Genomic DNA, 25,206 nt, shown 5'->3' with positions numbered 1-25,206 from the left:
CCTACGCGGGCGGGCCGGGCCGTACCGGGCGCTCACGTGTGGGTGTTCACCAGCTTCGGCCACAGCGCGGACCACGGCTCGGTCCGGCCGGTCGCCAGCCACAGCGGCACGCCGTCGAAGTAGCTCGGCTTCGCGGTGCCTGTGGTGACTTCGCCCAGCGGCCGGAGGCCGGTGAAGTGCCCGAGCAGCGGCCGCGGGTCGGCGCCGACGTACAGGACGTCGATCGCGCCTTCGGGTGGTACGACCAGCGTCGCGTACCCGCGGTTGCCGCTGGACGGCTCCGGCAGGCCGAGGTCGCGGCCGTAGCGGTCGAGCGCGCTCGCTTCCCAATACGTCTCCGTGAGCACCGCCGTGTGCGCCCGCCCGGGCAGCCGCGCGAACGCTTCGGCGACCGAGCGCGCGGCCTCGGGCGAGCCGATTTCGGCGAACGCGAACAGCGGTGCCGGCAGGGCGGGGTGCTCGGTCAGCCACGCCCGCGGCCACACCGGCAGCGCGACCGGCAGGACGAGCAGTGCGGCGAGCGCGTAGCACGGCCAGGTGGCGATCCACCGCCACCAGCGGGCGGCCTCCCGGCGCTCGAGCGCGACGGCGGCCATCGCCCAGCAGACCGGGTACATCCCGGCGACGTAGTAGAACCGGCCGTTGACCGCCACGAACACCACGGTCAGCAGCAGCGTCGTCCAGCCGAGGAACCGGAGTTCGCGGTCGCGCAGCAGCCGCCACAGGCCGTAGCACAGCAGGACGACGCCGACCGGCAGCCCGGCGGTGAGCAGGGCGGTCGGCAGGAACGTCAGCCGGCCACCCCAGGTGCCGCCGACCTCTCGTGAGATCGCCGCACCCATGCCCAGCTGTGGCCAGCCGTGCGCGGCCTGCCAGCCGAGCGTCGGCACCAGTGCGATCGCGGCGATCGCGGCGCCCGCCCACAACGCGGGCCGCCGCAACAGCTCCCGCGGCCCGCAGACGAGGGCCGCGATCCCGGCCGCAAGCCAGAAGCCGCCGATGAGGAACTTCGCGTAGAGCGCGACCGCGGTCGCGACGCCGGCCCAGACGAGCAGCCCGTCGGCGCGGGTGCGCAGCCAGCGGACCAGCAGCCACAGCACGAGGGTCCACAGCACCGGGTCCACTGTGGACGTGGCGAGGTAGTGGCCGCCCGCCAGGAACTGCGTCGACACGGCGAAGGTCCCCGCGGCCAGGGTCTGCGCCTTGGCCCCGCCCCCGAGCTCGCGGGTGATCAGTGCGGTCAGCGCGATCCCGGCGAGGGTGGCCAGCAGCGCCGGGATCCGCAGCACGAACGGCGAAGGCCCGAGCGCGTCCATCGCTTTGGCCAGCAACGGAAGCAGCGGCGGCTGGTCGACGTAGCCCCAGGCCAGGTGCCGTCCGGCGGCCAGGAAGTAGAGCTCGTCGCCGAAGTAGCCGTACCGGTTCGAGGTCAGCAGCAACGGGATCGCCGTCAGCGCGGCGACGATCGCCACCGGGACCACCGCAAGCGGCGCGACCGGCCGGACCCGGGCTGGGGCGGGCGTGGTCGTCACTCCCATCGGAACACCCGCGCCGCGATCGCGGTGCCGGCGACGGCGAAGGCCGCCATCGCGCCGAGCTGCAGCAGCTCCGGGGCGTCCCCGGCCCAGGTGGCGCGCAGCGCGTTGAGCGTCGCCCCCAGCGGCAGGACGTCGGCGACGTGCTGCAGGAACGGCGGGAGCTGCTCCTTCGGCACCCAGACCCCGCCGAGCGCCATCATCGGGAAGAGCAGCGCGCTGCCGATGCCGCTCGCCGCGCGGCCGGTCGGCGCCAGGGCCGCCACCACCAGGCCGGCGGAGAACAACGCCAGGGTGCCCAGGACGATCGACAGCAGGAAACCGCCCGGGTTGCCCGGCAACGGGATGCCGAGCGCGAGCCCGCCGACCCCGGCGATCACCAGGACCACGACGACGGCGACGGCCAGGTTGACCAGCAGCTGCGCGGCGAGCAGCCGGCTCGGCGGCACCGGGCTCGCGGAAAGCCGTTTGAGCAGGCCCTTTTCGCGGTAGGTGGCCATCGCGTTCGGGAACAGCGTCAGGGCGAGCATGGCCAGCAGGATCGTGACGGCCATCGGCGCGATGACCGTGGCCAGGGCGCTGTGCCCGCCGTACTTCGGGTCGGGCAGGTTCGCGCCGGGCATCAGCCCGAACACCAGCAGCAGGGCGAGCGGGATGCCTGCGACGACGGCCGGGGCGCCCGGGTCGCGCAGGAAGACCTTGGCCTCGGCGGCGGTCAGCTTGGTCAGGACGGACACGGTTTCCCCCTTCATTCCGGCCGGCGGCCGGTGAGTGCGACGAAGGCGTCGTCGAGGCCGGCCTGCTCGACGCGCAGGTCTCCGGCGATCACGCCTTCCCTGGCGAGCAGCGACGTCACCGCGTGCAGGACGTTGCCGTGGCCGCTGACCACGAGACGGTCGCCGCGGCGCTCGGCCTTCCGGACCTCGGGCAGCGCCTCGAGCAGCCCGGGCTCGAGCGGGGCCGACGGCCGGAACCGCACGACCTGCTCGTCGACCACCCGGGCGACGAGCCCGGCCGGCGAGTCGACGGCGACCACGCGGCCGGCGTCGATCACCGCGACCCGGTCGCAGAGCCGTTCGGCTTCTTCCATGAAGTGCGTGACGAGCAGGATCGTCACGCCCTGGGCGCGCACCGCCTCGATGAGCTGCCACGTGTCGCGGCGCGCCTGCGGGTCGAGGCCGGTGGTGAGCTCGTCGAGCACCGCGACCTCAGGGCTCCCGACCAGCGCGAGCGCGATCGACAGCCGCTGCTGCTGCCCACCGGAGAGCTTCCGGTACGTGGTGTTCCGGTGCTCGGTCAGGCCGAGCGTGGCGAGCAGCCCCCGCGGATCGGCGGGTGTGCGGTAGAACGCGGCGTAGAGGTCGAGCAGTTCGCCCACCCGCAGCCTGTCCTGCAGCCGGCCGTCCTGGAGCTGGACGCCGACGCGCTGGCGCAGCTCCGCCCGATCGTGGCGCGGATCGAGGCCCAACACCGAAATGGTGCCGCCGTCGGGGATCCGGAGGCCCTCCAGGCACTCGACGGTCGTGGTCTTGCCCGCGCCGTTCGGGCCGAGGATGCCGAAGATCTCGCCGCGCTCGACGGTGAAGGACACGTCGTCGACCGCGACCTTGTCCCCGTATTCCTTGTGGAGGTGCTCGACCTCGATGACCGGCATGCCGCCGTCCCCCTTCTCGCTCAGATTCGACGGATCGAGAATCCCGCGGGCAGGGGCTCCGGCGGATCGTCAGGACGGTTCGAACCCGGCTGTCCCGGTGGCGGACCCGGCATCAACCGATCGGCGGATGCGGGCGCCCAGCCCTCGAGGTCATGAGCCCGGGCGGCGTGCCAGGGACGCGAGGATGATGTCCTGTGCCGCGCCGACCGTGGCCGCGAAGGTGGCCGGGTCGCGGCTGATGCGTTCGGCACCCGCCCGCATGGCGCCGGACAGCAGCTCGACGGCGACTTGCACGTCGCCGACATCGCGGAACTCCCCCCGGGCGATGCCGTCGCGGACGACGTTCCGGACTTCGGCGACGATCGCGTGGAACGGGCCCTCCGGGCCTTTCGGCACCTCGGCGACCGGCAGCCCGGAACCCGGGCGGAACATCAGGTGCAGGGCCTGGTCCGTGCACGCCTTCAAGACTGCTTCGACGATGTCCCGCATCCGTTCGGCGGCCGGGTCCGCCGACCGGGCGGCGATCGCGGCCACCCGTTCGATCAACGGCAGGCACGCCCGCCGGGTCAACGCCAGGACGAGCGCGTTCTTGTCGCGGGCGTAGTTGTACAAGGTGTTGCGCGCGAGCCCGGCGTGGGCCGCGATGTGGCCCATGGTGATCGCGTCGAAGTCGTGGTCGAGCAGCAGCTGCCGAAGCGCTTCGGCCAGGTCGGCCCACACCATCTCGTGGTGCTCGTCGATGCTGGCTCCCCGGATCCGCGGCATCCGGTCATCCTCCCGCCGGCCCGGCGCCGTCCGCTCCCCGGGGTCGGTGGCCGGCGGTCACGGCGAGACCCGCCAGGTGCGGGTTCTCCTGGTACGTCGAGGTCAGCTTGACCCGGCTGAGGCGCCAGCCATCCGCCGTGCGGACCGCCTCGTTGTCGTAGAAACCGGCCACCAGCCAGCGGTGGGGCCCACCGTCGGCGAGTGTGTCCGGGACCCAGTGTTCGGCTCGGACGTGCGCGTGGATCTTCGCGGTGTCGTCGTCGATTTCGATGACGTGCCCGCTGATGACGTGGTGGGTTGCGGTGAAGGGCGCGAAGGAGGCCCGAAGGACTTCGACGTAGTCGCGCAACGGCGTGGTCATGGGCGGAATTCCGGCGACCGCCTCGAAGTCGAGGGTCACCGGGTCGGCGAAGACCAGGCCGGGCAGCTCGGTGTACTCCTTCAGGTCCGCGATGTCGGCATACCGGCCGAGCAGTTCGACGAGTTCGGCTCGGTCGGCGAGCGTGTCCATGGGCCAGCCCCTCTCCAGTCTTTACGACGTACTGTCGCAAAGATTACGACAGTACGTCGTAAACAGCAACCGCGATCACCCTCGACGCGGTCCGGTGTCCCCGGTCAGGGCGCGGCCGATGATCGAGGCGTACAGGCGCACCGACCACCGCCGGGGCAGCAGGTACTTGCCCATGAGGTCGGCCGCGCGGTTGACCGCGCCGGGGATGACGTGGGCGCGTTTGCCGAGGTTGTCCAGCGCGGTCCGCGCCACCCGCGCGGGGTCCATTTTGGACCCGGCGAGCCTGCCGAAGTCGATGCCGGCCGCGTTGTCCAGGCCTTCGGTCTGCGTCTGCCCGGGCGAGACGACCAGCACGTCGACGCCGTCCTTCTTCAGTTCGTGGTTCAACGCCTGGCCCAGTGACAGCACGTAGGCCTTCACCGCGGCGTAGTTGGCTTCGAAGGGCACGGGACTGGCGGCGATACTGGACGACACCAGGACGATGGCGCCGCGGCGCCGCTGCGCGAAGCCTCGGCCGAAGCGGTGCGCCAGCTGCAGGGGCACCGCCCCGTGGATGGTGAGGACGTCGAGCTCGTCGGCCAGCGAGTTGGCCACCAGCGGTCCGGCGAAGTAAAACCCCGCGTTGGCCACGACGATGCCCACGTCGAGGTCGGCGACCTGCTGGCACAGGTCGTCGACCGCTCCCGGCGTGAGCAGGTCCAGGGCGACGACTTTGGTGGTGGTGCCGTGCGCGCGCGACAGCTCCGCGGCCAGGGCCTCGAGGCGGTCCTTGCGGCGCGCCACCAGAACGACGTCGACCCCGGCGGCGGCCAGCCGGCGGGCGAACTGCTCGCCGATACCGGAGGACGCCCCGGTGACGACGGCGTACTGGCCGTATGCGGCGCGAAGATCCTTCATTCCGATTCCCGTCCGAGCGGGGAACGACTTTCATGCAAGCGTTCCAGAAGTAGAGAGACCGACCCTACGACTTCTTGAACAGGCAGTCAAGAAGTCGTAGGGTGGGCTCATGGCGAGGACGGGACGGCCCCGCGGGTTCGACCCCGCCGACGCGCTGGAACGGGCGCGCGGCATCTTCTGGGCGTCCGGATACGGCGGCACCTCGATCCAGGACCTGGTCGACGGCCTCGCCGTGGAACGCGGAAGCCTGTACGCGACCTTCGGCGACAAGCGGCAGCTCTACCTCGAGGCCGTCAAGTCGTACTGGGCCGACTACGAACGGGCTCTCGAGCCGGCGCTCGCCACGATCCCGCTGCTGCCCGCCCTGCGAGAGCTCCTGGTGATGCCGGCCCAGCTCGGAGCCGCGGCAGCCGACCCCCAGGCCCCGCACGGCTGCATGATGGGCAACACGGCCGCCGAGCTCGTGCCGCAGGACGACGAGGCGACCGCGATCGTCAGAGAGTCGTTCGCGCGCTTCGTGCGCATGATGGCCGACGCCCTCCGCGCGGCCCAGCACCGAGGTGAAGTGACGACGGCCTCCGCCCCCGAAGCGCAGGCTCAGCTCCTGCTCGTGGTCGCCGAAGGGACCTCGCTGCTGGCGCGAGCGGGAACGGACCCGGCAGCGGCCACCGCCGCGATCGACGTGGCTCTCGAGGGACTGCGTCAGGCCCCGTGACGACGAACCACCGGTTCAGCGTCACACGGACAACCCCCGCGGGACGGCCTCTGCGGATTCACCGTCCTCGAACTGCTCGTGGCCCAGCACGCCGAGCAGCTGCAGCTTCTCGAACGCCTCCGTACGTGGCGGCGCGGTCAGCACCAGCAACGCCTGCGACTGGTCCTCGGTGAACAACACCTGGCAATCCACCTCGATCTCCCCCAGTTGCGGGTGCACGAGCACCTTGTGGTCCTCGAACCGCTTCGCCACCTCGTGCCGTTCCCACAACCGTGAGAATTCCTCACTCTCCCGGCGCAGCGCCCGCACCAGCTCACCGGCCCGTGAATGCGGACCCATCGACCCGTGCGCGGCCCGCAGGTTCGCCACCAGCGCGCGGCTCTGCCGGTCGCGGTCGTGCTCCGGGTAGATCAGGCGCTGGCCGGGGTCGGTGAACCAGCGGTAGATCTCGCTGCGCGCGAGACCGGTGTGGTGGGAATTTCCGCCGTAGAGCGCTTCGGCGAGGCGGTTCTGCACCAGGACCTCGCCGAGGTTGGACAAGATCAGCGCGGGCGTGTCCGACAACCGGTCCAGCACCCGCAGCAACGCGGGCGCGACGTGCGCGGCGGTCGCCGCGGGAGACGGGGCGTTGCGGCCGGCCACCACGAACAGGTAGTTCCGCTCGTCGTCGCTCAGCCGCAGCGCCCGGGCGAGCGCGGCCAGCATCTGCTCGCTCGGCTGCGGACCGCGTTGCTGCTCCAGGCGCGTGTAGTAGTCCGTCGACATCGCGGCCAGCGACGCGACCTCCTCCCGCCGCAGCCCCGACGTCCGGCGGCGGGCTCCCGGCAGGAGACCGACGTCCTCCGGCTGCAACTGCTCCCTGCGCCGACGCAGGAAGGCCGCCAGTTCCGCTCGATCCATAACCCCAGTATCCCGCTCCGCCGAGCCCGAACCAGGGACAACCGATCCCCCGATAACCGATCTCTGCCGCCACCCCGGCCGGGACACCGAGACTCGGGGCATGGACATCACCGGAAACACCCTCTTCATCCCCGGCGCCACCAGCGGCATCGGCCTGGCCCTGGCGCTCGCCCTCCAGCAGCGGGGCAACACCGTGATCGTCGGCGGGCGCCGCACCGAACGGCTGGAGAAGATCGCGGCCGAGCACCCCGGCATCGACACGGTCCGGATCGACACCGCCGACACCGCGAGCGTCCAGGCCGCGGCGAAGGAGGTGCTCGCCCGCCACCCCGAGCTGAACGTGCTCGTGACCATGGCCGGCATCATGCGCGTCGAGGACTGGCACCAGCCCGAAACGTTCCTCGAGTCCGCCGAGAACGTCGTGACGACCAACGTGCTCGGTCCGATCCGCCTGATCGCCGCCTTCATCGAGCACCTGCGCACCCGGCCGGACGCCACCATCATGACCGTCTCTTCAGGACTGGCCTTCATCCCGCTCAAGGTGACCCCGAGCTACAACGCGTCCAAGGCGGCGATCCACATGCTCAGCGAGTCGCTGCGGCTGCAACTGGCCGACACGTCGGTGAGCGTCCTCGAGCTGGAACCGCCGTCCGTGCAGACCGACCTGCTCCCGGGCCAAGCCGAAAACGACCAGGCGATGCCGCTCGGCGAGTTCGTCGCCGAGGTGATGGGCATCCTCGAGACACAGCCGGAGGCCAAGGAAGTCCAGGTCGAACGGGTCAAGTTCCTCCGCTACGGCGAAGCCCGCGGCGAATACGCCCAGGTCGTCGCGGCACTCAACGGCACCGACCCGCACCGGGGCTGAGGCCGGGGGCCCGGTGCGCGTCGGACTGAGTTCGGCCGGTGCGGCCTGCTACCAGCCGGATGGCAGGCCGGTGATCGCCGGCGTCAGTTCCTCGAAGGTGCGGGCTCGCACTGCCACGTCCAGCCGGGTCTCGTACTCCCACAAGGTGAGTACGCCGCCGGCCATCGCGCGGTTCAGCCGGTCGAGCACGACCTGGCGGTGGGCCGGGGTGATCAGGTCGTCCGAGTGGGGATCCGGCTTGCGGTCGCTCAGTGGGTCATTGGCCGGCAACGGGAGGTCGACCACCAGCTTCGCCAGCTCACGGGTCGTTGTCGCCGACCAGACCCCGACGGTCCGGGCCGCGTGCTCACCCGGACCGAGTCGTTCCTCGGCCAACGCCTGTTCGAGGTACTTGGCGACCCGGGCCCGGTCGACGTCGAGCGCCGACGGGTCGGCGACCGCGGGCTCAGCCACGACGGCCGGCCTCACCACGACGGGCTCCGGCTCAACCGGCTCGACCACAACCGGCTCGACCACCACAACAGGGTCCGGCTCCAGCGGCTCAACCACCAAAACATACTCCGGCTCAGCCACGACAGCCGACCTGCCGGACTCCACCACGTGATCCCCACCGCGGCTGTCCGGCCGGCCGGTTTGTCGTGGGCCATCCCATGCCGCGCGCAACGTGTCAAGGCTCTCGCCTGAGGCCGCGCGTTCGAGGATGCTGTCGAACTCCGCTCTGGTCAGCCTGCGGCTCCCCCTGGCCTGGAGGGCTTCCTGCACGAAGGCGAGCCGCTCCAGGCCTGCCGCCAGCGCGGGATCGTTTCGCCGGGGCCGCAGGTGCGGCTCGATGTCCAGGAACAACACGAGCAAATCCGCCGCGGTTCGCGCCCGGGCCGCGAAGATCGTCCGCCACCTGCGATCCGCGCCGCTCAACGAGTCGTACTCGGCGGCGATGTCCAGGAGGGTGATCGCGAACTCGCGCTCGAGGTCGCCGACGGGCGTGGTGGCGGGCACCGTGTCCCACCTCGGCGCGGGCAGGTCGGCCACCATCGCCGGCAGATCGTGATAGGCCGCCTCCGACACCTCCTGCCGAAGCCCCTCGGAGCGGACCTGGTCCAGCCATCCGCACGCCACCGCGTAATCCACCACGGCCAACGCATGCTTCCGCCGAGCGGCCTTGCGTACCTGACGACTCCACCACTCGACCAATGAACCTTCGCAATCTCCCAGCACGCCCGGCCATGACGAGCCGGACACCCCGGCGACGAGTCTGACGCCGGCGCCGCCACAGATCAACACCTTGCCGTGAACTGGCCAGGCGCCCTCGGTTCGATTCGGTCACGGTCGTACCGACGCCGAACCCTGGAAGGCCCGCAGCGTGCGCTCCGGCGGCACCTTCGCTTCGGTGGTTCCCGCTCCCCCAAACGGATGGACGCCGTCCATGCGTGTACCGCATCGATTGATCGGATGCCGGTGTTGGACCGCGGTCGTCGGCTGCCACCAGACTCGTCGGTGAACCGTCGCTCGACGAGGAGACGAGGTACGCATGACCGGGATTTCGAGACGGGGCGCACTCGCGCTGGCCGCCGGTGCGGTCACGGCCCAGGTCGTGAGCACGGGTCCGCCCGCCGCCGCGGCGAGCCCGCCGGTGAGCCGCGGACAGAACCCGGTCCTGGGCGCCGACCTCATCACCACCGTGACACCGCGCGACAACTGGCGGGTCACCGCGGTCGCCGTCCGGTACGCCGATCCCGTCGACCTGCGGGGCGGCACCATCGCGCCGTCCGCGTTCGAGGTCGTCGCCACGGTCGGCGGCCAGAAGGCGTCCCGGACGGTCACCCGGGCCTACCCGAACACCGCGCCCGAGGTGGCCGAGCGGGGCCGGCCGGGCCAGTACGTGGTCATCGAGCTGGATCCGGCGGATCCCAACGCACGCGCCTCGGGCGCCGTCGACCCGCTGCCGCTCGACCGGGCGTATGCGATCCGGCAGGTCGAGGACCTGAAAACCCGCGGCGGTGCGGTCGTCCTCCCGGCGACCCCGTTCGCCGTCCGCAACGACGGCGTGCTCACCCCGGTCGTCGACGGCTTCACCGCGGGCTCGTTCGTCGACTCGACCGGGTTCGAGCTGAGGTTCCGGCTCCACCGGCCGGCAACGGGGAACAGCCGCCGCCCTCTCGTCGTCACCCTGCACGGCGGTGGCGAGGTCGCCGACAACGACCTGACCCAGCTGACCGGCAACCGGATCGCGGTCACGTTCGCGAAACCGGAACGGCAGCGCACGAACCCGGCGTTCGTCCTCGCTCCCCAGATCCCGCTCCCCCGCCCGATGGACGGCCCGGACGGCACCGACTGGACCGACGCCCGGGTCAACGCGGCGACCGCCGAGCTCATCGACACCTTCGCGGCCCGCGAACCCGTCGACCCCGACCGGATCTACCTCGTCGGCCTGTCCTCCGGCGGCCGCGGGATCTACCACCTGCTGCCGAAGTACCCCGGCAAGTTCGCCGCGGCCCTGGCCACCTCCGGCTGGGGCGAGGTGTCCGCGATGGAAAGGATCACCCACGTTCCACTGTGGACTGACCACTCGATCGACGACCCGGTGGTGCCCTACCGGGAGGGCCGGTTCGGCAAACCCGGTACCTGGACGCTGATGAACGCGCTGGAGGCCACCGGCACGAAGGTGACCCGCGGCGAGTGGGCCAACAACCTTCCCAAGGCCGAGTTCGAGGCCCGCTCGCGCGCACTGCTGCGCGAGGCCCGCGCCGCCGGCAGCCACGTGCTGTTCACGAGCTACACGGCGGGGACGACGACGCCCAGCCCGCACTTCGCGTGGGGGCAGACCTACGAGAACGACGTCGTCATCGACTGGCTGTTCGCCCAGTCACGCCGCGGGGCGTGACTCGGAGCTCCAGCGAGAGCAGGCGTGAGCTGAGGGACTTGCCGTGGGTGTCCAGGGCCAGCGACGTGGTGACGCCACCGTCGACGACCTGGTGGCAGACGAAGTGCAGCGCGCACAGGCCGGGCAGCTCGTGGCGGACGACGTCGCCCGCCACGTACTCGGCGAGGTGGGCGCGGACCCGGTGCGCCGTGAGGGTCCGCACCAGCAACTGGTAGTCGCCGTCGTCGCGGGGGAACACCGACAGGGTCGCCACGTTGCCCTTGTCCCCCGCGCGGCAGTGCGCCAGGTCATGCAGCAGCATCGGGTGCCTCCAGGAACGTCACAGCCGGGCGGACGGCGTCGCGCGGGATGAGGGTCGAGACGATTCCGATCACCTCGCCGACGTGCACGCGCACTCCCCCGCCGCCGGCGGGACCGTTGGTGTACAAGGACTCCACCTCGTCGCCGACGCGTTCGAGGACGTTCCGGTCGTGGCCGATCGCGGCCACCCGCAGCCGGCAGTCGGTCTCGCCGCCGAGTACTTCGGCACGCAGGGGCACGCCGGCCAACCGGGTGGTGACGACCTCGGCGGCGAGCGCGGCGCGGCGGGCGGCGTTCGGACCGGCATAGGAGATCTCAGCCTCCACTTTGGACCCCGCCCGGTAGCCGACGCTCACCTTGAGCGACCCCGGTCGCGGGGTCCCGCGCGCGCCCGCCACGCGCACCGCGTCGGCACCGGTCTCGGTGACCGACACACCGCGCACGTCCAGCGTCACGTCCGGGGTCAGGTAGGCGGCCGGGTCGGTGATCTCGTAGAGCAGCTGCTCGCGCACGGTCGCGCGGGACAGCCGTCCCCCGGTGCCGGGGAGCTTCCCGAACAGGGCGGTGCCGTCCGGTTCGACGTCCGCGAAGGGGAACCCCAACGCGGGCAGGTCCGGCACGTCCTGGAAGCCGGGGTCGGCGAAGTAGCCCCCGGTCAGCTGGCCCGCGCATTCGAGGAGGTGCCCGACGACCGTGCCCGCGGCGATCCTCGGCAGGTCGCCGACGTCCCAGCCGAGGCGGTCGGCGAGCGGCGCGACGAACAGCGAGGGGTCCGCCACCCGGCCCGTGATCACCACGTCGGCGGACAGTGCGGGGAGCAGCGCGTCGGCACCCAGGTACGCGTTCGCCGACACGATCTCGCCGTGCTCACGCAGCGGCTTCCCGGTCTCCCACGCCGGGGCGTCCAGGTCCAGGCCGGCGAGCACGTCGTCGCCGGTGACGACCGCGACCCGGCCACCGAGCCCGTGCGCGTCCAGGAGGTCCCGGGTGACCCGGCCCGCCGCGAGCGGGTTGGCCGCACCCATGTTCGTCACGATCCGCACGCCGTTGCGCAGCGCCGGGGGCAGCAGCCGGGAGAACCGGGCCGGCAACCGGCGTTCGTAGCCGAGTGCCGGGTCGGCCAGCCTGCGTTGCTGCGCGAGCGCGACCGTCCGTTCGCCGAGGCACTCCAGCACGATGTCGGCCAGGTCCCCCCGGCGCAGGAGGTCCTCCGCCGGCTCGATCCGGTCGCCGGAGAACCCCGCCCCGCTGCCGATCCTGGTGGTGGACAAGTGATCTCTCCCCGCTAGAACGAGATGGCGCCGGTCACGAGCGCGACGACGGTCATGACCAGCGTCGTGCCGAACGCCCATTTGAAGATGAACCGCTGATGGTCACCCAGGTCGACGCCGCTCATGCCGACCAGGATGAACGTGGACGCGGTCAACGGGCTGAGCGGGAACCCCGTGGTCATCTGCCCGAGGATGGCCGCCGTCCCGACCTCGGCCGCACTGCCGCCGAAGGCCGCCGAGGTCTCCGCCAGCACCGGCAGCACACCGAAGTAGTAGGCGTCCGGGGTGAACACCAGCGACAGCGGCATGCTCGTGACGGCCACGATCACCGGCAGCGCACCGCCCGCGCCGTGCGGGATGATGCCGACGAGCCACTTCGCCATCGCCCCGATCATGCCGGTGCCGCCGAGGATCCCGGTGAACACGCCGGCGGCGAAGATCATCGTGGTGACCAGCACGACGTTGGTGCCGTGCTGGGCGAACAGCTCCTGCTGCTGCTCCCACTTCGGCCGGTTCACGATCACCGCGATGACGAACGCGACCACGAACACGACCTCGAGCGGGAACCACTGGGCGAGCAGCACCACGATCAGCGCGAGGGTCAGGACCACGTTGAACCAGAACCGGACGCGAGCCCAGCCGGCGCGCGGCTCCGGCGCGGGCACGACCTCGGCCAGTTCGATGACACCGAGCCGCTGGCGTTCCGACCGTCCGATGAGGAACGCGGCGACCAGCACCCACAGGATGCCCGCGACCATCGCCGGGATCGCCGGCACGAAGATGTCGCCCGAGGTCAGGTGCAGCGCCGCCATGGCCCGGGCGGTCGGGCCGCCCCACGGGACCATGTTCATCACGCCGGCCCCGAGACAGACCACGCCGGCGAGGACGAGCCGCCGCATGCCGAGCCGTTCGTAGATCGGCACCAGCGCCGACGCGGTGATCAGGAACGTCGACGCGCCGTCGCCGTCGAGCGCGACCAGAAGCGTCAGCACCGCGGTGCCGACGGTGATCTTCAGCGGGTCACCCTTCGCCCAGCGCAGCACCCGCGCGACGGCCGGGTCGAACAGCCCGGCGTCGATCATCAGGCTGAAGTACAGCACCGCGAACGTGATCATGATCGCGACCGGGGCGACCTTGAGGAGACCGCCGCCGACCAGTGTGCCGAGGGCGCCGCCGTGCCCGGTGACCACCGCGACGAGGACCGGCAGCGCGGTCAACGCGATGAGCACCGAGACCCGGCGGGACAGCACAGCCACCAGGAACAGCGCGATCGTGACGAAGCCACTCGCGGCGAGCATCCTTGACCTCCTTCGAGTGTGCTCACCTTCCCCAGCCGCCACCCCGCGCGGCAAGCATCAATATCCGATAGATTGATGAGCTGTGCGCATGGATCTGACAGTGCAGCAGCTCCGCGTCGTGCTCGCCGTGCACGACGCCGGGAGCTTCACCGCGGCGGCGGAGGTGCTGCTGCAGGCACAGTCGTCACTGTCGAGGACCGTGCTCGAAGTGGAGCGGCGCCTGGGGGTGGCGATCTTCGAACGCACGACCAGACGGCTCGAACTGACCGCCGAAGGCCGCGAGTTCGTCGCGATCGCCCGCGTCACGGTCGCGTCGTTCGACGCGAACCTGCGCCACTTCACCGGCTTCCTCGACGGACAGCGCGGCCGGGTCCGCGTGGCGACTTTGCCTTCCCTGGCCGCGATCCTGCTGCCTGCCATCGTGTCCACCTACCACCGTGACCACCCCGGCGTCGTCCTGTCCATTGAGGACGCCCTCGCCACCGAGGTGCTCGATCGCGTCCGCGCCGGTGACGTCGACCTGGCCGTGACCGTGGTGTCCGCGACCACCGACCCCACCGACGACCTGCTGGTCACCCCCGTCGCGACCGACCGGTTCTGCTGCGTGTTCCCGAAAGGCCACCCCTTCGCCGAGGTCGCGGAGGTCACCTGGACCGACCTCGCGGCCGAGGCGTTCATCGCCTTCGACCGCACCACGAGCATCCGCCAGCACCTCGACCGGGCCTTCACCGAGGCAGGCGCCCGCCCGCGCAACACCATCGAGGCCCGCAACATCAGCGCGGTCGCCGGCCTCGTCGCCGCCGGCCTCGGCGTGACCGCCGTGCCGGGACTCGTCCTGCCGCTCATGACGTTCGCCGAACTCGGACACCGTCCACTCGGCGCCCCCCGCACCGAACGCACCATCGCCGTCGTCCGCGTCCCCCACCGGCCGCTGGCGCCCGCGGTCGTCGCCTTCCAGACCGCCATCACCGACGCGAGCCGCTCCGGCATCGACCTGCCCCAGGAGACGTCCTGGTTGCCATCGTGAACGGTGGAACCGGCGCAGGCCATCAGCCCGTCCGGTGCCTGGCAGATGGCGGTGGGCCGCCGCGACCGAAGGTGCCGTGGCTGCGGATCGTCTTGAATTTCAGAGAGCACAAATGGGAACGTTCCGAGTGCGCCAACAGCCCTTCTACGGTTGCCTCTCGCCGGCGAGCACGGCCAAGGACATCCCGACGACAGCGCCGATCATCGTGAACACACCCACGCGGTCAGAAGATGTGACTGTCCAAAATCGACACGCTCGCGACCGGGCAAATTGGCCTATTGCACCCGTTGCTTGAGGCTCTCCAGCTCCCGGCGCAGCCTTTCCTGCTCCTGCCGCAGCTTGGCGGCATCGTCGCCCAGGTCGTTCTCCTCGAGGCATTTGATGAGGAACCCGAGCGCCACCAGCAGCGCCGCCCACGACAGCCACATCCTGAGCGCCAGCAACGGTTCGAGCGGCGGCGCCACAGCGCCGAACGCCACCCCCGGAGTCGCGGCGATGGCGTTGCCCAGAGCGACGGCGGCACCTACCTTTTGAATTTCACAAGCCACGGCTTACTCCTCCGGAAGGTGTTCTTGGACCGACTTGTCTCCGACCGACGTGATTCCCAGGTCAGCGAGGTAGGCCTCGAGGTCGCCCTCTGCTCCGTGATTGGCGGCGAGGGAGATGGCCGGGAAGTCGGCGAGGTCGATGGAATCCTCGACGGTTGCTTCCGGGCCTTCCATGACTGCCCAGGTATCAGCGCTGACGACGCCGTCGACGGATAGCCCGACGTTCGCCTGGAGTTGCATGACAGCATCCATCGTTGTTTGACCGAAGGATCCGTCGACAGCGTCGGCAAAACACCCGACGACAGTCAGATCCTCCTGGAGCCTGGCCACCGCGGGGCCGCTGTCGCCGATTTGAAGATCTGGTTGATCGAACGGCATCTGCGATCGTCTCCTCAGAATTCAGGTATGCGCATGTCCTCGGTTCAGTCGTAATTAGCTCGGCAACCCGCCCATCAGTTACGTGACAACTCTTAGACGAAGTCGACGTCGAAGTACGCCTTGTATGATCCTCCGTCCGCTGAAAGCAGTTTGGTCGCCAGGTTGAATTCCACATCGCGTTCGCGTTGGAGTTCTGCTCGTGCGAGCTCAATGAGGGACTTGGGGGCCAAGGGGAAGACGTCGGTCCCGATCAGGTCGTCACCGGAGCCGATGGCGCTGTTGATGGCGTTGGCGATGGGGCCGGCGCCTGCATTGGCCAGGGCGAGAGCGATGCCGCTGACAGGGAGCCCGACACCGGTTGCCGCGATGGCCCCGGCGAGGCCGTTGAGGGCCAGGCGCACGCCGCCTTCGATCTGCGTCCGGTACTGGTCGGGGTTCCCCGCGTCGTGTTCCATCATCGTGACGGCGAGCGCGCCGATGCCGGCGGGCGCTCCGCTGTACAGGACCAGGAAATCCGGGTATGAGCCGCCTCCGTTGACGTCGGCGATCGACGTGGTCGTGGACTTGATTGTTTCCTGTGTTGGACCGACCGTGCTGGCGACGATGTAGGTCTCGTCCTCGGCGGAGATCTCGTCTGACTCCCCGAAACAGTTCTGGCCTCGGTAGCGGACCTGGATTCCGGCGACCTCGACAACACCGGTGTCGGGCCAGAAGTAGAGATCCCCTCGCTCGAAGGTGTTGACCTTCCCGTGGTCCGCTCGCTCGTCCAACTCGTTGCTGGTCGGGTAACCGAGGTCACTGCGAGGCCCACCCCGTTCGAGCCAATGCTGACGGATCAGGCCATGCACCTCACGGGCTCCTGTAGCCTCGGTGGCGTACATCGTGCCGTTTTGAAACTCACTGACCGTGCCGCGGCCATCGGGCACGTTCTCCGTGTCGCCCACGGGACGACCAAGCAGCCCACCGACGCCGCCGAGCCGCTGGTACTCGGCGTGGATCGGTGCGTCCACCGCGAACACCGCGTCGGGGGGCAGCTCGTGGTCCGCTGGTCGCTGCACATAGATGGCCCGGCCACCGTTCCATTCCTGCCAGTACCACCCCGATCCATGGATCGGCCCGGCAGGCTGGTCGAAGTGCGCAATCTCCAGAGCCTTCGTCGCGATGTCGTCGCGCACAACCCGCGCGGTGAGCAACCCGTCCTGCTGACCCTCGCCCCAGGCGTTGGCCAGGTCACCCGGCGGGTGCGGGTTCGGCATCGGGTCGATAGTGCCCTCGTGTTGCAGGCCTTGCGTGATACCCCGCGCGTAGCCCTTCTGGTACGCGCGGAAACGACGTGCACCCGCGACGAAGCCCTCTTTCCAGGCGTCAGACTGTGGCCCCGCCGGGAACGGCGATGGTTTGTCCGCATCATGGGTACCGAAGGCCGCCTCTCGATAGCCCGCCTCGTAGGCCTCCGCCAGATCAGGGTCGTCCGCATGTGGATTGTCGAAGTCGGTCAGGTGTTCTCTCGGCATCGCCATCGCCTTCCACCTTTGTTCATTCGCGTTTGCCGAAATGTCAGTCCGCGCAGATCAGATGGCATTGAAGTACTCGATACTAATCGCCCACAAGCAGATCAGATCAGATCATGTTCAGGAAATGGCCAATTTGAGCAAGGATCATCACCGCAACTAATAACGGCGACAATGACGGGTGCTCATCACCTCATCACGTGGTTCGGTCGGACGGTTGCAGCCAGCCCAGATCTTGCGAAAGGGCACGGGCGCCGACGATCACAGCGCGCACGTACTCGGACCGTTCACCGGCCCGCCACAGCACCGACCAGGGATAAAGAGATGTGGGCGTGGTCAGCGGCCGCCACACGATGTCGTGAGTCGTAGACACGCAGGACTCCGGGGCGCACAGCACACATCGACCCTGTGCCACCAGGTCAACTGCGGCTCGGATGCTTTCGACGGTTCCGCGATGGACCGTCGGGAGGAAGCCGACCGACCGGCACAGCTCAACCACGAAATGGTTGAACTCCGGAGCCCGTTCCTCCTCACCGAGCAGCACCGGCACGGTGGCCAGAGCCGGAACCGGCACACGGGGCAATGCGGCGAACCGGTGCTCCCGCGCGACCAGCACACCGAGCGGATCCAGCCGCACCAGCTCGAAGTCCACCTCGGCCGGGGCCAACGAGGCTCGCCCGAATCCGACGTCGAGCCGACCGTCGGCGAGCAGCTTGAACTGTTCCGGCACACCCACCTCCACCTGGTGAATCTCCAGATCGGGATGGCGCTGCTGAACCTGCTGCAGGATCTGAGGCATCGAGTCATAGCCGGCGTCGACGATGCCCACCCGCAAAGTCGGCGCCGAGACGGCGGCCCGCTGTGCCGTGATCGCGGCCCGGCTGGCGTGAGCGAGAATCTGTCGCGCCTCGACGAGAAACGCGCTGCCCGCACGGGTCAGCCGAACATGGTGGGTGGTGCGCTCCAGCAGAAGCACCCCCAGCTCCCGTTCCAACCGAGCCAGCTGCTGGCTCAACGCTGACTGGACGATGTGCTCGCGCGCCGCCGCCCGGCCAAAATGTAGTTCCTCCGCAAGAGTGACGAAGTAGCGCAGCTGCCTGAACTCCATGCCCTCCACCTCACTGGCGACGGTCGGCGACTCGGCTCCGGCCAGCCTCCCAAGCATCAACCCGTTCGTCCATATGGCGGTGTCCACCAACGGATCGTTACCGTGAGCGATCAGCTGACACCTACCCCCTCAGCGCGAGACCACTACCGCTCATTGCGGCCGGGGTTTTGGCAGTTCTGGCTGCCGCGCTCGGATTTCTCGCCTGTTCCCCAAATTTCTTGGAGATTTCCACCTGACGAACGTGCCGAGCAACACCTTGTCCGTGGTCATTTCGACTGCCCTGGACATCGGAGTAGGCCTCTGCCTGCTCGGATCTCGGACAAGATCGGCCGGAGCCGGTCTGCTGCCGGGTGTCGTGGCCACCGCGCCCACCGGCCCCATGTACGACATCAACTTCCTGATAACCGGGAAATACGGCGAGGCCGGCGCCGGCCTGTGGCTGGACCTCATCGCCACCATGATCCAGATCATCGCGGCGGCCGTAATCGTCGTCACGCTGGTCGGAAGGGGATCCGTTCGCTTCACGCTTCACGATGCCGGTTTGGTTTCCTGGCTCGTCGTGCTTCTCGGTGTCGGTGAGAGAAATCAGTGGCTGTGGAGGCTCCACTGCCTCGACTTCGCGCAGCGGCTACCCCGCTCCGGGGGAACGCCGGCGATCCATGAGGTACCGCGCCAGCTCGGCGACGGTGGGCCGGTCGAAGACGACGGTGGCCGGCAAGTCGACGCCCGACAAGCCGGTGAGCCGGGTGCGCAGCTCGATCACGGTGAGCGAATCGAACCCGAGCTCCGGGAACGGGCGGTCGTCGGCGATCACGGCGGGGTCCGGGTGGCCCAGGACCGCGGCGACCTCCGCGCGCAGCAGCTCGCGCAGCTCCGGCTCGGCCGGGTTCTCCGGCCAGCTCTCCCGTGCCGAGGCGGCACGCACGGCCGAAGCGCCGGTCGGCGGCGCCATCGACGCCGACGGGTCGAAGCGGACCGGCACCAGCACCGGTTCGGCCGAGCCGAGTGCCGCGTCGAACAGCGCGAGGCCCTGCTCGGCGGTCAGCCCCTCGACGCCGGACGCGTGGATGCGCCGCCGGGCGGTGGCCGAGATCCGGTCGCCGAGACCGGTGCCGAGCTCCCACAGCCCCCACGCCAGCGACAACGCCGGCAGCCCCGCCGCGCGGCGGCGGCACGCCACGGCGTCCAGCAGCCGGTTCGCGGCCGCGTAGTTGGCCTGCCCGGCCTTGCCGAACACGCCGGCGACCGAGGAGAACAGGACGAACGCCGTCAGCGGCAGGTGCCGGGTCACCTCGTCGAGGACCAGGGCCGCGTCCGCCTTGGGACGCAGCACGAAGTCCAGGCGTTCCGGTGTCTGGGCCGCCAGCACGCCGTCGTCGACGACGGCCGCGCTGTGCACGACTGCCGTCAACGGCGGATCGCAGCTGCCGACCAGCCGCACCACGGTGTCCCGGTCCGCGACGTCGGCCGCGACGATCCGCACGTCCGCCCCGAGTTCCCGCAGGGACGCAAGCAGTTCCTCGGCGCCGGGCGCCGCGGGCCCGCTCCGGCTCACCAGCAGGAGGTGCCGGATGCCGTGCGCGGTGACGAGGTGCCGGGCCAGCACGGCGCCGAGCGCTCCCGTCCCGCCGGTGATCAGCACGGTCCCGCCCGTGTCGATCGGCCGCTCCGGCGCCGGGGCGGCGCGCGTGATCCGCAGGACGTGCGGCACTCCGTCGCGGACGGCGATCTGCGGTTCCGCGCTGCCGCCGGCGAGGTCCGCCACCCGCGTCACCGGGAACCCCGGCTCGAGGTCGACCAGGCCGATCCGGCCCGGGTATTCCGCCGCGGCCGCGCAGCCCAGTCCCCACGCCGCCGCGGCGGCCGGGTCGGGATCGGGGCCGGTCGCGTTGCGGGTGACCAGGAGCAGCCGCTCGCCGCTGCCCTGCCAGTCGTGGAGAACGGCGAGCGCGTGACCGGCCGCCGCGCGCACGTCACCCGGCGCGATTTCGACGGTCCGCACCGGCTCCGAGGCCGCCACCGGCGGCATCGGAGTCCACTGTGGACGGTAGAGCATCGTGTCGGGGGCCGCCATCGGCCGGGTCGTCAGCGTTTCGATCCCGGCCGTCGGGTTCCCGGCTTCGTCGTACAGCGTGACCCGGACCGCGCCGACGCCGAGGCGGACGCCGTGCACCCTGGCCCGCCGCGCACCGGGCGCGTAGACCTCGACACCGCTCCAGAGGAACGGCACCCGCTGCTCGGCCGCCGGTCCCTCGGCCAGCGCGGTCGCGTGCACGGCCGCGTCCAGCAGGACCGGGTGCAGTTCGAACCGGCCCCCGACGTCCGGCGGCAGCTCGACCTCGGCGAAGAACTCCTCACCGCGCAGCCACAAGCGTTGCACGGCTTGGAAGGCGGGCCCGTAGGCGTGCGCGCGGTAGGCCTCGGCGACGTCGGCTTCCACGGCCCCGGCCGGCGGCCACTCACCATTCCAAGTGGGCGGGAGCGGGCCGCGCGGGCGCAGCTTTCCCCCGGCGTGCTTGCGCCACTGCTTCTCGTCGCGGGTCCGGGCGTAGACGTCGATCCTCGGCTCGTCCACGACGACCTGGACGTGGACGTCCTCGGTGTCCAGGCGCAGCGGGGCTTCGATCACGAGCTCCTCGACGCCCGCTCCGCCGGCGTGCAGGGCCAGCTCGGCGAACACCGTCCCGGGCACCAGCACGGATCCGCCGACGACGTGGTCGGCGAGCCACCGGTGGCGGCGGACGCCGAGCGAGCCGCCGTGCACGACCCGCGGCGAGTCGGGCGCTTCCAGCGCCGGACCGAGCACGGCGTGGTCGCCGCCGTCCTGCTCCGGGGACGGCTGGTCCAGCCAGTACCGGGTGCGCTTGAACGGGTACGTGGGCAACGGCGTGATCCGCGCGCCCGAGCCCGCGAACACCGCGGACCAGCCGACCCGGACGCCCGCCGTGTGCACCGCACCCGCCGCGGCCAGCACCCCGGTGCCCGACATCGTGGCCGGCGCGGTCGGCATGACGTCGGCGGTCAGGCGGCCGAGCACCGGCGCCGGGCCGATCTCGAGGCCGACGACCGGGCCCGGCGCCGCGGCTGTGGCGAGCGCGCCGGCGAACCGCACGGTCGAGCGGGCGTGCCGCCGCCAGTGGCCCGGCTCGATCTCGTCGACCAGTTCTCCGGTCACGCACGAGACGAGCGGGAGGGTGGGACGGTGGTACTTCAGCCCGGCGGCGACCTCGTGGAACTCGTCGAGCATCGGGTCCAGCAGCGGCGAATGGAAGGCGTGGCTGACGCGCAGGAACGTGCCGCCGCCGAATCGGTCGGCGAGCGCCTTCGTCACGGCCGCCTCCCCGGAGAGCACCACCGAACGCGGCCCGTTGACCGCGGCGACGGCCACGGCGTCGCCCACGAGCGGAGCCACGTCCGCTTCGGTGGCCTCTACGGCGATCATCACCCCGCCGCCGGGCAACGCGGCCATGAGCCGGCCGCGTGCCGCCACGAGCGTCGCCGCGTCCGCCAGCGAGAGCACGCCGGCGACGTGCGCGGCGGTGATCTCGCCGATCGAGTGTCCCATTAGGACGTCGGGGCGCAGGCCCCACGACTCGTACAACCGGTACTGCGCGACGCCGAAGGCGAACAGCGCGGCTTGCGCGTGGTCGGTGCGGTCCAGCGCTTCCCCGCCGGTGAAGGCGACGTCGCGCACGCCGCCGCCCAAGGCCTCGCACGCCTCGTCGAAGGCGTCGGCGAACACCGGGAACCGCTCGGCCAGCTCCCGGCCCATCCCGGCCCGCTGCGCGCCCTGCCCGCCGAACAGCACGGCCAGCCGGGTTCCACTTCGGACGGTCCGGCCGCGCACGCGCCCTTCGGCGACGGCTCGCAGGGCCTCCCGGTTCGCCGCGGGCACCAGCACGCGGTGCGCGAGCGGCGTCCGCCGGGCGAGGGTGTAGGCAGTGTCGGATACGTCGACGGCGTCGACGGCGTCGACGGCGTCGACGGCGTCGGGGGCCTCGGCCAGCCCGGCCGCGACGAGCCGGAGCGCATCGCCGTCCGCGGCGCTGAGCAGCCAGGGCGCCTCGGGGAACGGCCGCCGGGCCGGAGCCTCCGACGGCGGTGCCTCCTCGACGATCACGTGCGCGTTGGTGCCGCCGATCCCGAAGGCCGACACCCCCGCCCGGCGGACCCGGTCCGTGTGCGGCCACGGCCGGGCCTCCGCCAGCAGCTTCACCTCGCCGGACGCCCAGTCGACGTGCGGGCTCGGCTCGTCCGCGTGCAGCGACGCCGGCAGCTGCTCGTGCTGCAACGCCGTCACCACCTTGATCACCCCCGCGACCCCGGCGGCGGCCTGGGTGTGGCCGATGTTCGACTTCACCGAGCCGAGCCAGAGCGGCTCCCGGCGCGGGCCACGCCCGTACGCCGCCATCAGCGCGTCCGCCTCGATCGGGTCGCCCAGCGGCGTTCCCGTCCCGTGCCCTTCGACGGCGTCGACGTCCGCCGCGGTCAGCCCCGCGTCCGCGAGCGCCGCCGCGATCAGCGCCTGCTGGGCGCGTCCGCTGGGCGCGGTCAGGCCGTTCGACGCGCCGTCGGCGTTCACCGCGGTGCCGCGCAGCACGGCCAGCACCGGGTGCCCGTGCCGGCGGGCGTCGGACAGCCGTTCCAGCAGGATCACCCCGGCGCCCTCCGACCACGCCGTGCCGTCGGCTCCGGCCGCGTAGGACCGGCAGCGGCCGTCCGGGGAGAGGCCGCGCTGCCGGCTGAAGGCCAGGAAGGTCCGCGGGGTGGCCATCACCGTGGACCCGCCGGCGAGGGCGAGCGAACATTCCCCGTCACGCAGCGCCTTCACGGCCAGATGCAGCGCGACCAGCGACGACGAGCAGGCCGTGTCGACGGTCAGGGTGGGCCCGGTGAGCCCGAAGGTGTAGGAGATCCGGCCCGAGGCGACCGCGTGGGAGGAGCCGATACCCAGCCACGCCTCGAGTTCGTTGGCGGTGGTGAACCGGCTCGCGTAGTCCTCGTTCATGACGCCGACGAACACGCCCGTGTCGCTGCCGCGCAGCGTCGCGACGTCGATGCCGGCCCGCTCGAACGCCTCCCAGGACGTCTCCAGCAGCAGCCGCTGCTGCGGGTCGGTCGCCAGCGCCTCCCGCGGCGAGATGCCGAACATCCCGGCGTCGAAGTCCGCGAAACCGTCGAGGAACCCGCCGCGGCGGGTCACCGAGTGCCCGATCCGGTCCGGATCCGGGTCGTACAACCCGGCCACGTCCCAGCCGCGGTCGGCGGGGAACTCCCCCGTCGCGTCCACCCGGTCCGCCACGAGCCGCCACAGGTCCTCCGGCGAGCGCACCCCGCCGGGGAACCGGCACGCCATCGCCACGACGGCGATCGGTTCCGCGGACGGCGCCGGGCTCGCGCGTGGCGGCTCCCCCGGCCTCGCCGAGGCGAGCCGCGTCAGCTCGGCGATCACCGCGCCCGGCGTGGGGAAGTCGTAGATCAGCGAGTGCGGGACGGGCACGCCGGTCAGCGCGGTGATCCGGTGCCGGAACTGCACGCCGGCCAGTGAGGACAACCCGAGGTCGGTGAAGGGCCGGTCCCGCCACCCGTCGCCGCCGTCGTGACCGCAGAGGGTCGTCAGCTCGGCCCGCACCGCCGCGGCCAGATCCGGCTGCTTCAGGGCGTTCCGCCTCGGTTTGCCCGACGCGGTCCGCGGGATCGAGTCGACTTCGACATAGGCCACCGGCACCTTGTGCAGCGATAGCCGGCTGAGGCAGAGGCGGCGCAGTTCCTCGGCGTCGAAGCCGTCCGGCCCGGCGACCACGAACGCCACCGGCACCTGCCCGACGACGTCGTCGGGCCGGCCGGTGACGAGGACCTCCCGCACCGACGGAGACTCCTCCAGCACCGCCTCGATCTCGGTCGGGTGGACGTTCTGGCCACCGCAGACGATCACGTCGTCGACCCGGCCGTCCAGCACCAGCCGGCCGCCTTCGAACCGGCCGGCGTCACCCGTGGGGTACCAGCCGTCCCGCAGCGGCGACTCGGACTGCCCGTGGTAGCCCAGCATCAGTCCCGGGCCGCGGACCAGCACCTCCCCCGCGTCGACCCGGACCTCCATGCCGGGCACCGGGACCAGTCCCGGTTCGCCGGGGCGCTCGACCGCCACCTTTCCGCCCGTCTCGGTGCTCCCGTAGCCGTCGACGAGGGGCAGGCCGAACAGCTCCCGGGCCGCGGCGCGGGTCGCCGGCGTGCACGGCGCACCGCCGGTCAGGCACAGCCTCGGCGCGGCGACCGGGCCGTCGGCCTCCTGGCGGAGGCGCAGGTAGGTGGCAGGCACCCCGGCGAGCACGCAGCCCGGGTACGCGGCGAGCAGCTCCGGCGTGCAGCCGTCGGCGAGCCGGGTGTGGGCCCCGAGCGCGATCGTGGTGGTGAAGGCGAGCGACAGGGCGTAGGCGTGGTGGAGCGGCAGCGGCCACACCACGGTGTCACCGGCCTCGATCCCGAACACGGGGACGTAGCAGGCGGCGGTCGACCACAGCATCGCGCGCTGGGAAAGGAGAACGCCCTTCGGCCGTCCGGTGGTGCCGGAGGTGTAGAGGAGCCAAGCGGGCTCGTCCAGCCCGAGGTCGTCCCGCGGCGGTCCCGCCGCCGCCGGCGGCTCCTCGACGTAGAGAACCCGCAGGCCCGGGCGCAGCCGTTGCGCCATCTCGGCGTGCCGCGCCTCGGTGATCAGGAGCGTCGCCCCCGAGTCGCCGGCCAGGTGGGCGAGCTCGGCCTCGGTCGACCGCGCGCTCACCGGTACCCCGACGGCCGCCGCCCGCAGCACCGCCAGCAGGGCCACGACGAACTCGACCCGGTTGCCGACGTGGACCAGCACGCGATCGCCCCGGGACACGCCGAGACCCGCGGCGAAGTCCGCGCTGGCGCGGGCCAGCTCACCGTAGGTCAGCGTCCGCCGTCCGTCGGAGTAGGCAGGACGTTCGGCGGGGTGCGCGGACAACGCCGTCAGCAACGGCCGGATGAACTCGGCCCGGATTTCCTCCACTGTTCCGGGTATACC

Annotated in this window: 21 protein-coding genes; 4 read left to right on the top strand and 17 right to left on the bottom strand. The window is 71.3% G+C overall.

What is annotated here, in order from left to right:
• Nucleotides 1-32: 32 nt before the first annotated feature.
• The 6 genes from CF165_RS13290 to CF165_RS13265 all read right to left on the bottom strand — a co-directional run bounded on the left by CF165_RS13290 (nucleotide 33) and on the right by CF165_RS13265 (nucleotide 5,362).
• A complete protein-coding gene (locus CF165_RS13290; protein WP_093947803.1) occupies nucleotides 33-1,538 on the bottom strand; it encodes an ArnT family glycosyltransferase in 1,506 nt (501 codons plus the stop codon).
• Nucleotides 1,529-2,272, bottom strand: a complete 744-nt coding sequence (locus CF165_RS13285; protein ID WP_240521568.1) for an ABC transporter permease — start codon at nucleotides 2,270-2,272, stop codon at nucleotides 1,529-1,531. Before CF165_RS13285 ends, CF165_RS13290 begins: the two co-directional genes overlap by 10 nt.
• 11 nt (nucleotides 2,273-2,283) lie before the next feature.
• Nucleotides 2,284-3,189 carry an ABC transporter ATP-binding protein gene (locus CF165_RS13280; protein WP_093947801.1) on the bottom strand — a complete coding sequence of 302 codons (906 nt, stop codon included), beginning with the start codon at nucleotides 3,187-3,189 and terminating at the stop codon, nucleotides 2,284-2,286.
• Nucleotides 3,190-3,339: 150 nt separating this feature from the next.
• Nucleotides 3,340-3,954, bottom strand: coding sequence for a TetR/AcrR family transcriptional regulator (locus tag CF165_RS13275; protein ID WP_093947800.1), 615 nt, complete (start codon nucleotides 3,952-3,954; stop codon nucleotides 3,340-3,342).
• A 4-nt stretch (nucleotides 3,955-3,958) separates the two neighbouring features.
• Nucleotides 3,959-4,465, bottom strand: coding sequence for a nuclear transport factor 2 family protein (locus CF165_RS13270; protein WP_093947799.1), 507 nt, complete (start codon nucleotides 4,463-4,465; stop codon nucleotides 3,959-3,961).
• A gap of 75 nt (nucleotides 4,466-4,540) precedes the next feature.
• Complete coding sequence (locus tag CF165_RS13265) at nucleotides 4,541-5,362, bottom strand: SDR family NAD(P)-dependent oxidoreductase (protein ID WP_093947798.1); 822 nt, start codon at nucleotides 5,360-5,362, stop codon at nucleotides 4,541-4,543.
• A 109-nt stretch (nucleotides 5,363-5,471) separates the two neighbouring features.
• Between CF165_RS13265 and CF165_RS13260 the strand changes: the two genes are divergently transcribed.
• Nucleotides 5,472-6,077 carry a TetR/AcrR family transcriptional regulator gene (locus tag CF165_RS13260; RefSeq protein ID WP_093947797.1) on the top strand — a complete coding sequence of 202 codons (606 nt, stop codon included), beginning with the start codon at nucleotides 5,472-5,474 and terminating at the stop codon, nucleotides 6,075-6,077.
• Nucleotides 6,078-6,098: 21 nt separating this feature from the next.
• Here CF165_RS13260 and CF165_RS13255 read toward each other — a convergent pair whose 3' ends face one another.
• A complete protein-coding gene (locus CF165_RS13255; RefSeq protein WP_093947796.1) occupies nucleotides 6,099-6,977 on the bottom strand; it encodes a helix-turn-helix transcriptional regulator in 879 nt (292 codons plus the stop codon).
• Nucleotides 6,978-7,077: 100 nt separating this feature from the next.
• On the opposite strand from CF165_RS13255, the gene CF165_RS13250 reads away from it, so the two are divergent.
• A complete protein-coding gene (locus CF165_RS13250) occupies nucleotides 7,078-7,842 on the top strand; it encodes an SDR family oxidoreductase (RefSeq protein WP_093947795.1) in 765 nt (254 codons plus the stop codon).
• 48 nt (nucleotides 7,843-7,890) lie between these two features.
• Here CF165_RS13250 and CF165_RS13245 read toward each other — a convergent pair whose 3' ends face one another.
• Nucleotides 7,891-9,033 (bottom strand): DUF1707 SHOCT-like domain-containing protein, encoded by a 1,143-nt coding sequence (locus tag CF165_RS13245; protein WP_143268564.1) that lies wholly within the window; start codon nucleotides 9,031-9,033, stop codon nucleotides 7,891-7,893.
• A 337-nt stretch (nucleotides 9,034-9,370) separates the two neighbouring features.
• Between CF165_RS13245 and CF165_RS13240 the strand changes: the two genes are divergently transcribed.
• On the top strand, nucleotides 9,371-10,723 hold the full coding sequence (locus tag CF165_RS13240; protein ID WP_093947793.1) for an alpha/beta hydrolase-fold protein: 1,353 nt from the start codon (nucleotides 9,371-9,373) through the stop codon (nucleotides 10,721-10,723).
• Here CF165_RS13240 and CF165_RS13235 read toward each other — a convergent pair.
• From CF165_RS13235 to CF165_RS13225, 3 genes are read right to left on the bottom strand one after another with little or no spacing between them, the layout of a single operon-like run.
• Entirely contained in the window at nucleotides 10,683-11,024 is a 342-nt protein-coding gene (locus tag CF165_RS13235; RefSeq protein WP_093947792.1) for an AtuA-related protein, read from the bottom strand. The genes CF165_RS13240 and CF165_RS13235 overlap by 41 nt on opposite strands.
• A complete protein-coding gene (locus CF165_RS13230; RefSeq protein WP_093947791.1) occupies nucleotides 11,011-12,294 on the bottom strand; it encodes an acyclic terpene utilization AtuA family protein in 1,284 nt (427 codons plus the stop codon). Before CF165_RS13230 ends, CF165_RS13235 begins: the two co-directional genes overlap by 14 nt.
• A 14-nt stretch (nucleotides 12,295-12,308) precedes the next feature.
• A complete protein-coding gene (locus tag CF165_RS13225; protein WP_093947790.1) occupies nucleotides 12,309-13,592 on the bottom strand; it encodes a CitMHS family transporter in 1,284 nt (427 codons plus the stop codon).
• 88 nt (nucleotides 13,593-13,680) lie between these two features.
• Here CF165_RS13225 and CF165_RS13220 point away from each other — a divergent pair, with 88 nt between their 5' ends.
• Nucleotides 13,681-14,619 (top strand): LysR family transcriptional regulator, encoded by a 939-nt coding sequence (locus CF165_RS13220; protein WP_093947789.1) that lies wholly within the window; start codon nucleotides 13,681-13,683, stop codon nucleotides 14,617-14,619.
• 275 nt (nucleotides 14,620-14,894) lie between these two features.
• Here CF165_RS13220 and CF165_RS13215 read toward each other — a convergent pair whose 3' ends face one another.
• The 6 genes from CF165_RS13215 to CF165_RS13195 all read right to left on the bottom strand — a co-directional run bounded on the left by CF165_RS13215 (nucleotide 14,895) and on the right by CF165_RS13195 (nucleotide 25,191).
• Complete coding sequence (locus CF165_RS13215) at nucleotides 14,895-15,167, bottom strand: hypothetical protein (protein WP_143268562.1); 273 nt, start codon at nucleotides 15,165-15,167, stop codon at nucleotides 14,895-14,897.
• Between the two features lie 3 nt (nucleotides 15,168-15,170).
• Nucleotides 15,171-15,545, bottom strand: a complete 375-nt coding sequence (locus CF165_RS13210) for a peptidoglycan-binding domain-containing protein (RefSeq protein ID WP_093947787.1) — start codon at nucleotides 15,543-15,545, stop codon at nucleotides 15,171-15,173.
• Nucleotides 15,546-15,637: 92 nt separating this feature from the next.
• Nucleotides 15,638-17,065, bottom strand: a complete 1,428-nt coding sequence (locus tag CF165_RS13205; protein WP_093947786.1) for an LGFP repeat-containing protein — start codon at nucleotides 17,063-17,065, stop codon at nucleotides 15,638-15,640.
• A gap of 187 nt (nucleotides 17,066-17,252) precedes the next feature.
• The gene (locus CF165_RS13200; protein ID WP_158226771.1) at nucleotides 17,253-18,164 is read right to left on the bottom strand and encodes a LysR family transcriptional regulator; all 912 of its coding nucleotides are present in this window, start codon (nucleotides 18,162-18,164) and stop codon (nucleotides 17,253-17,255) included.
• Nucleotides 18,165-18,285: 121 nt separating this feature from the next.
• Complete coding sequence (locus tag CF165_RS50150) at nucleotides 18,286-18,771, bottom strand: hypothetical protein (RefSeq protein WP_143268560.1); 486 nt, start codon at nucleotides 18,769-18,771, stop codon at nucleotides 18,286-18,288.
• Between the two features lie 21 nt (nucleotides 18,772-18,792).
• Nucleotides 18,793-25,191: an SDR family NAD(P)-dependent oxidoreductase gene (locus CF165_RS13195; RefSeq protein WP_093947784.1), complete on the bottom strand. Its 6,399-nt coding sequence runs from the start codon at nucleotides 25,189-25,191 to the stop codon at nucleotides 18,793-18,795.
• Nucleotides 25,192-25,206 lie beyond the last annotated feature (15 nt).

The organism is Amycolatopsis vastitatis, assembly GCF_002234595.1.
In the GTDB taxonomy this organism is placed as follows: Bacteria; Actinomycetota; Actinomycetes; order Mycobacteriales; family Pseudonocardiaceae; genus Amycolatopsis; species Amycolatopsis vastitatis.
Note: the sequence above shows the minus strand (reverse complement) of the source record. Positions and strands in the feature narration are given on the sequence as shown.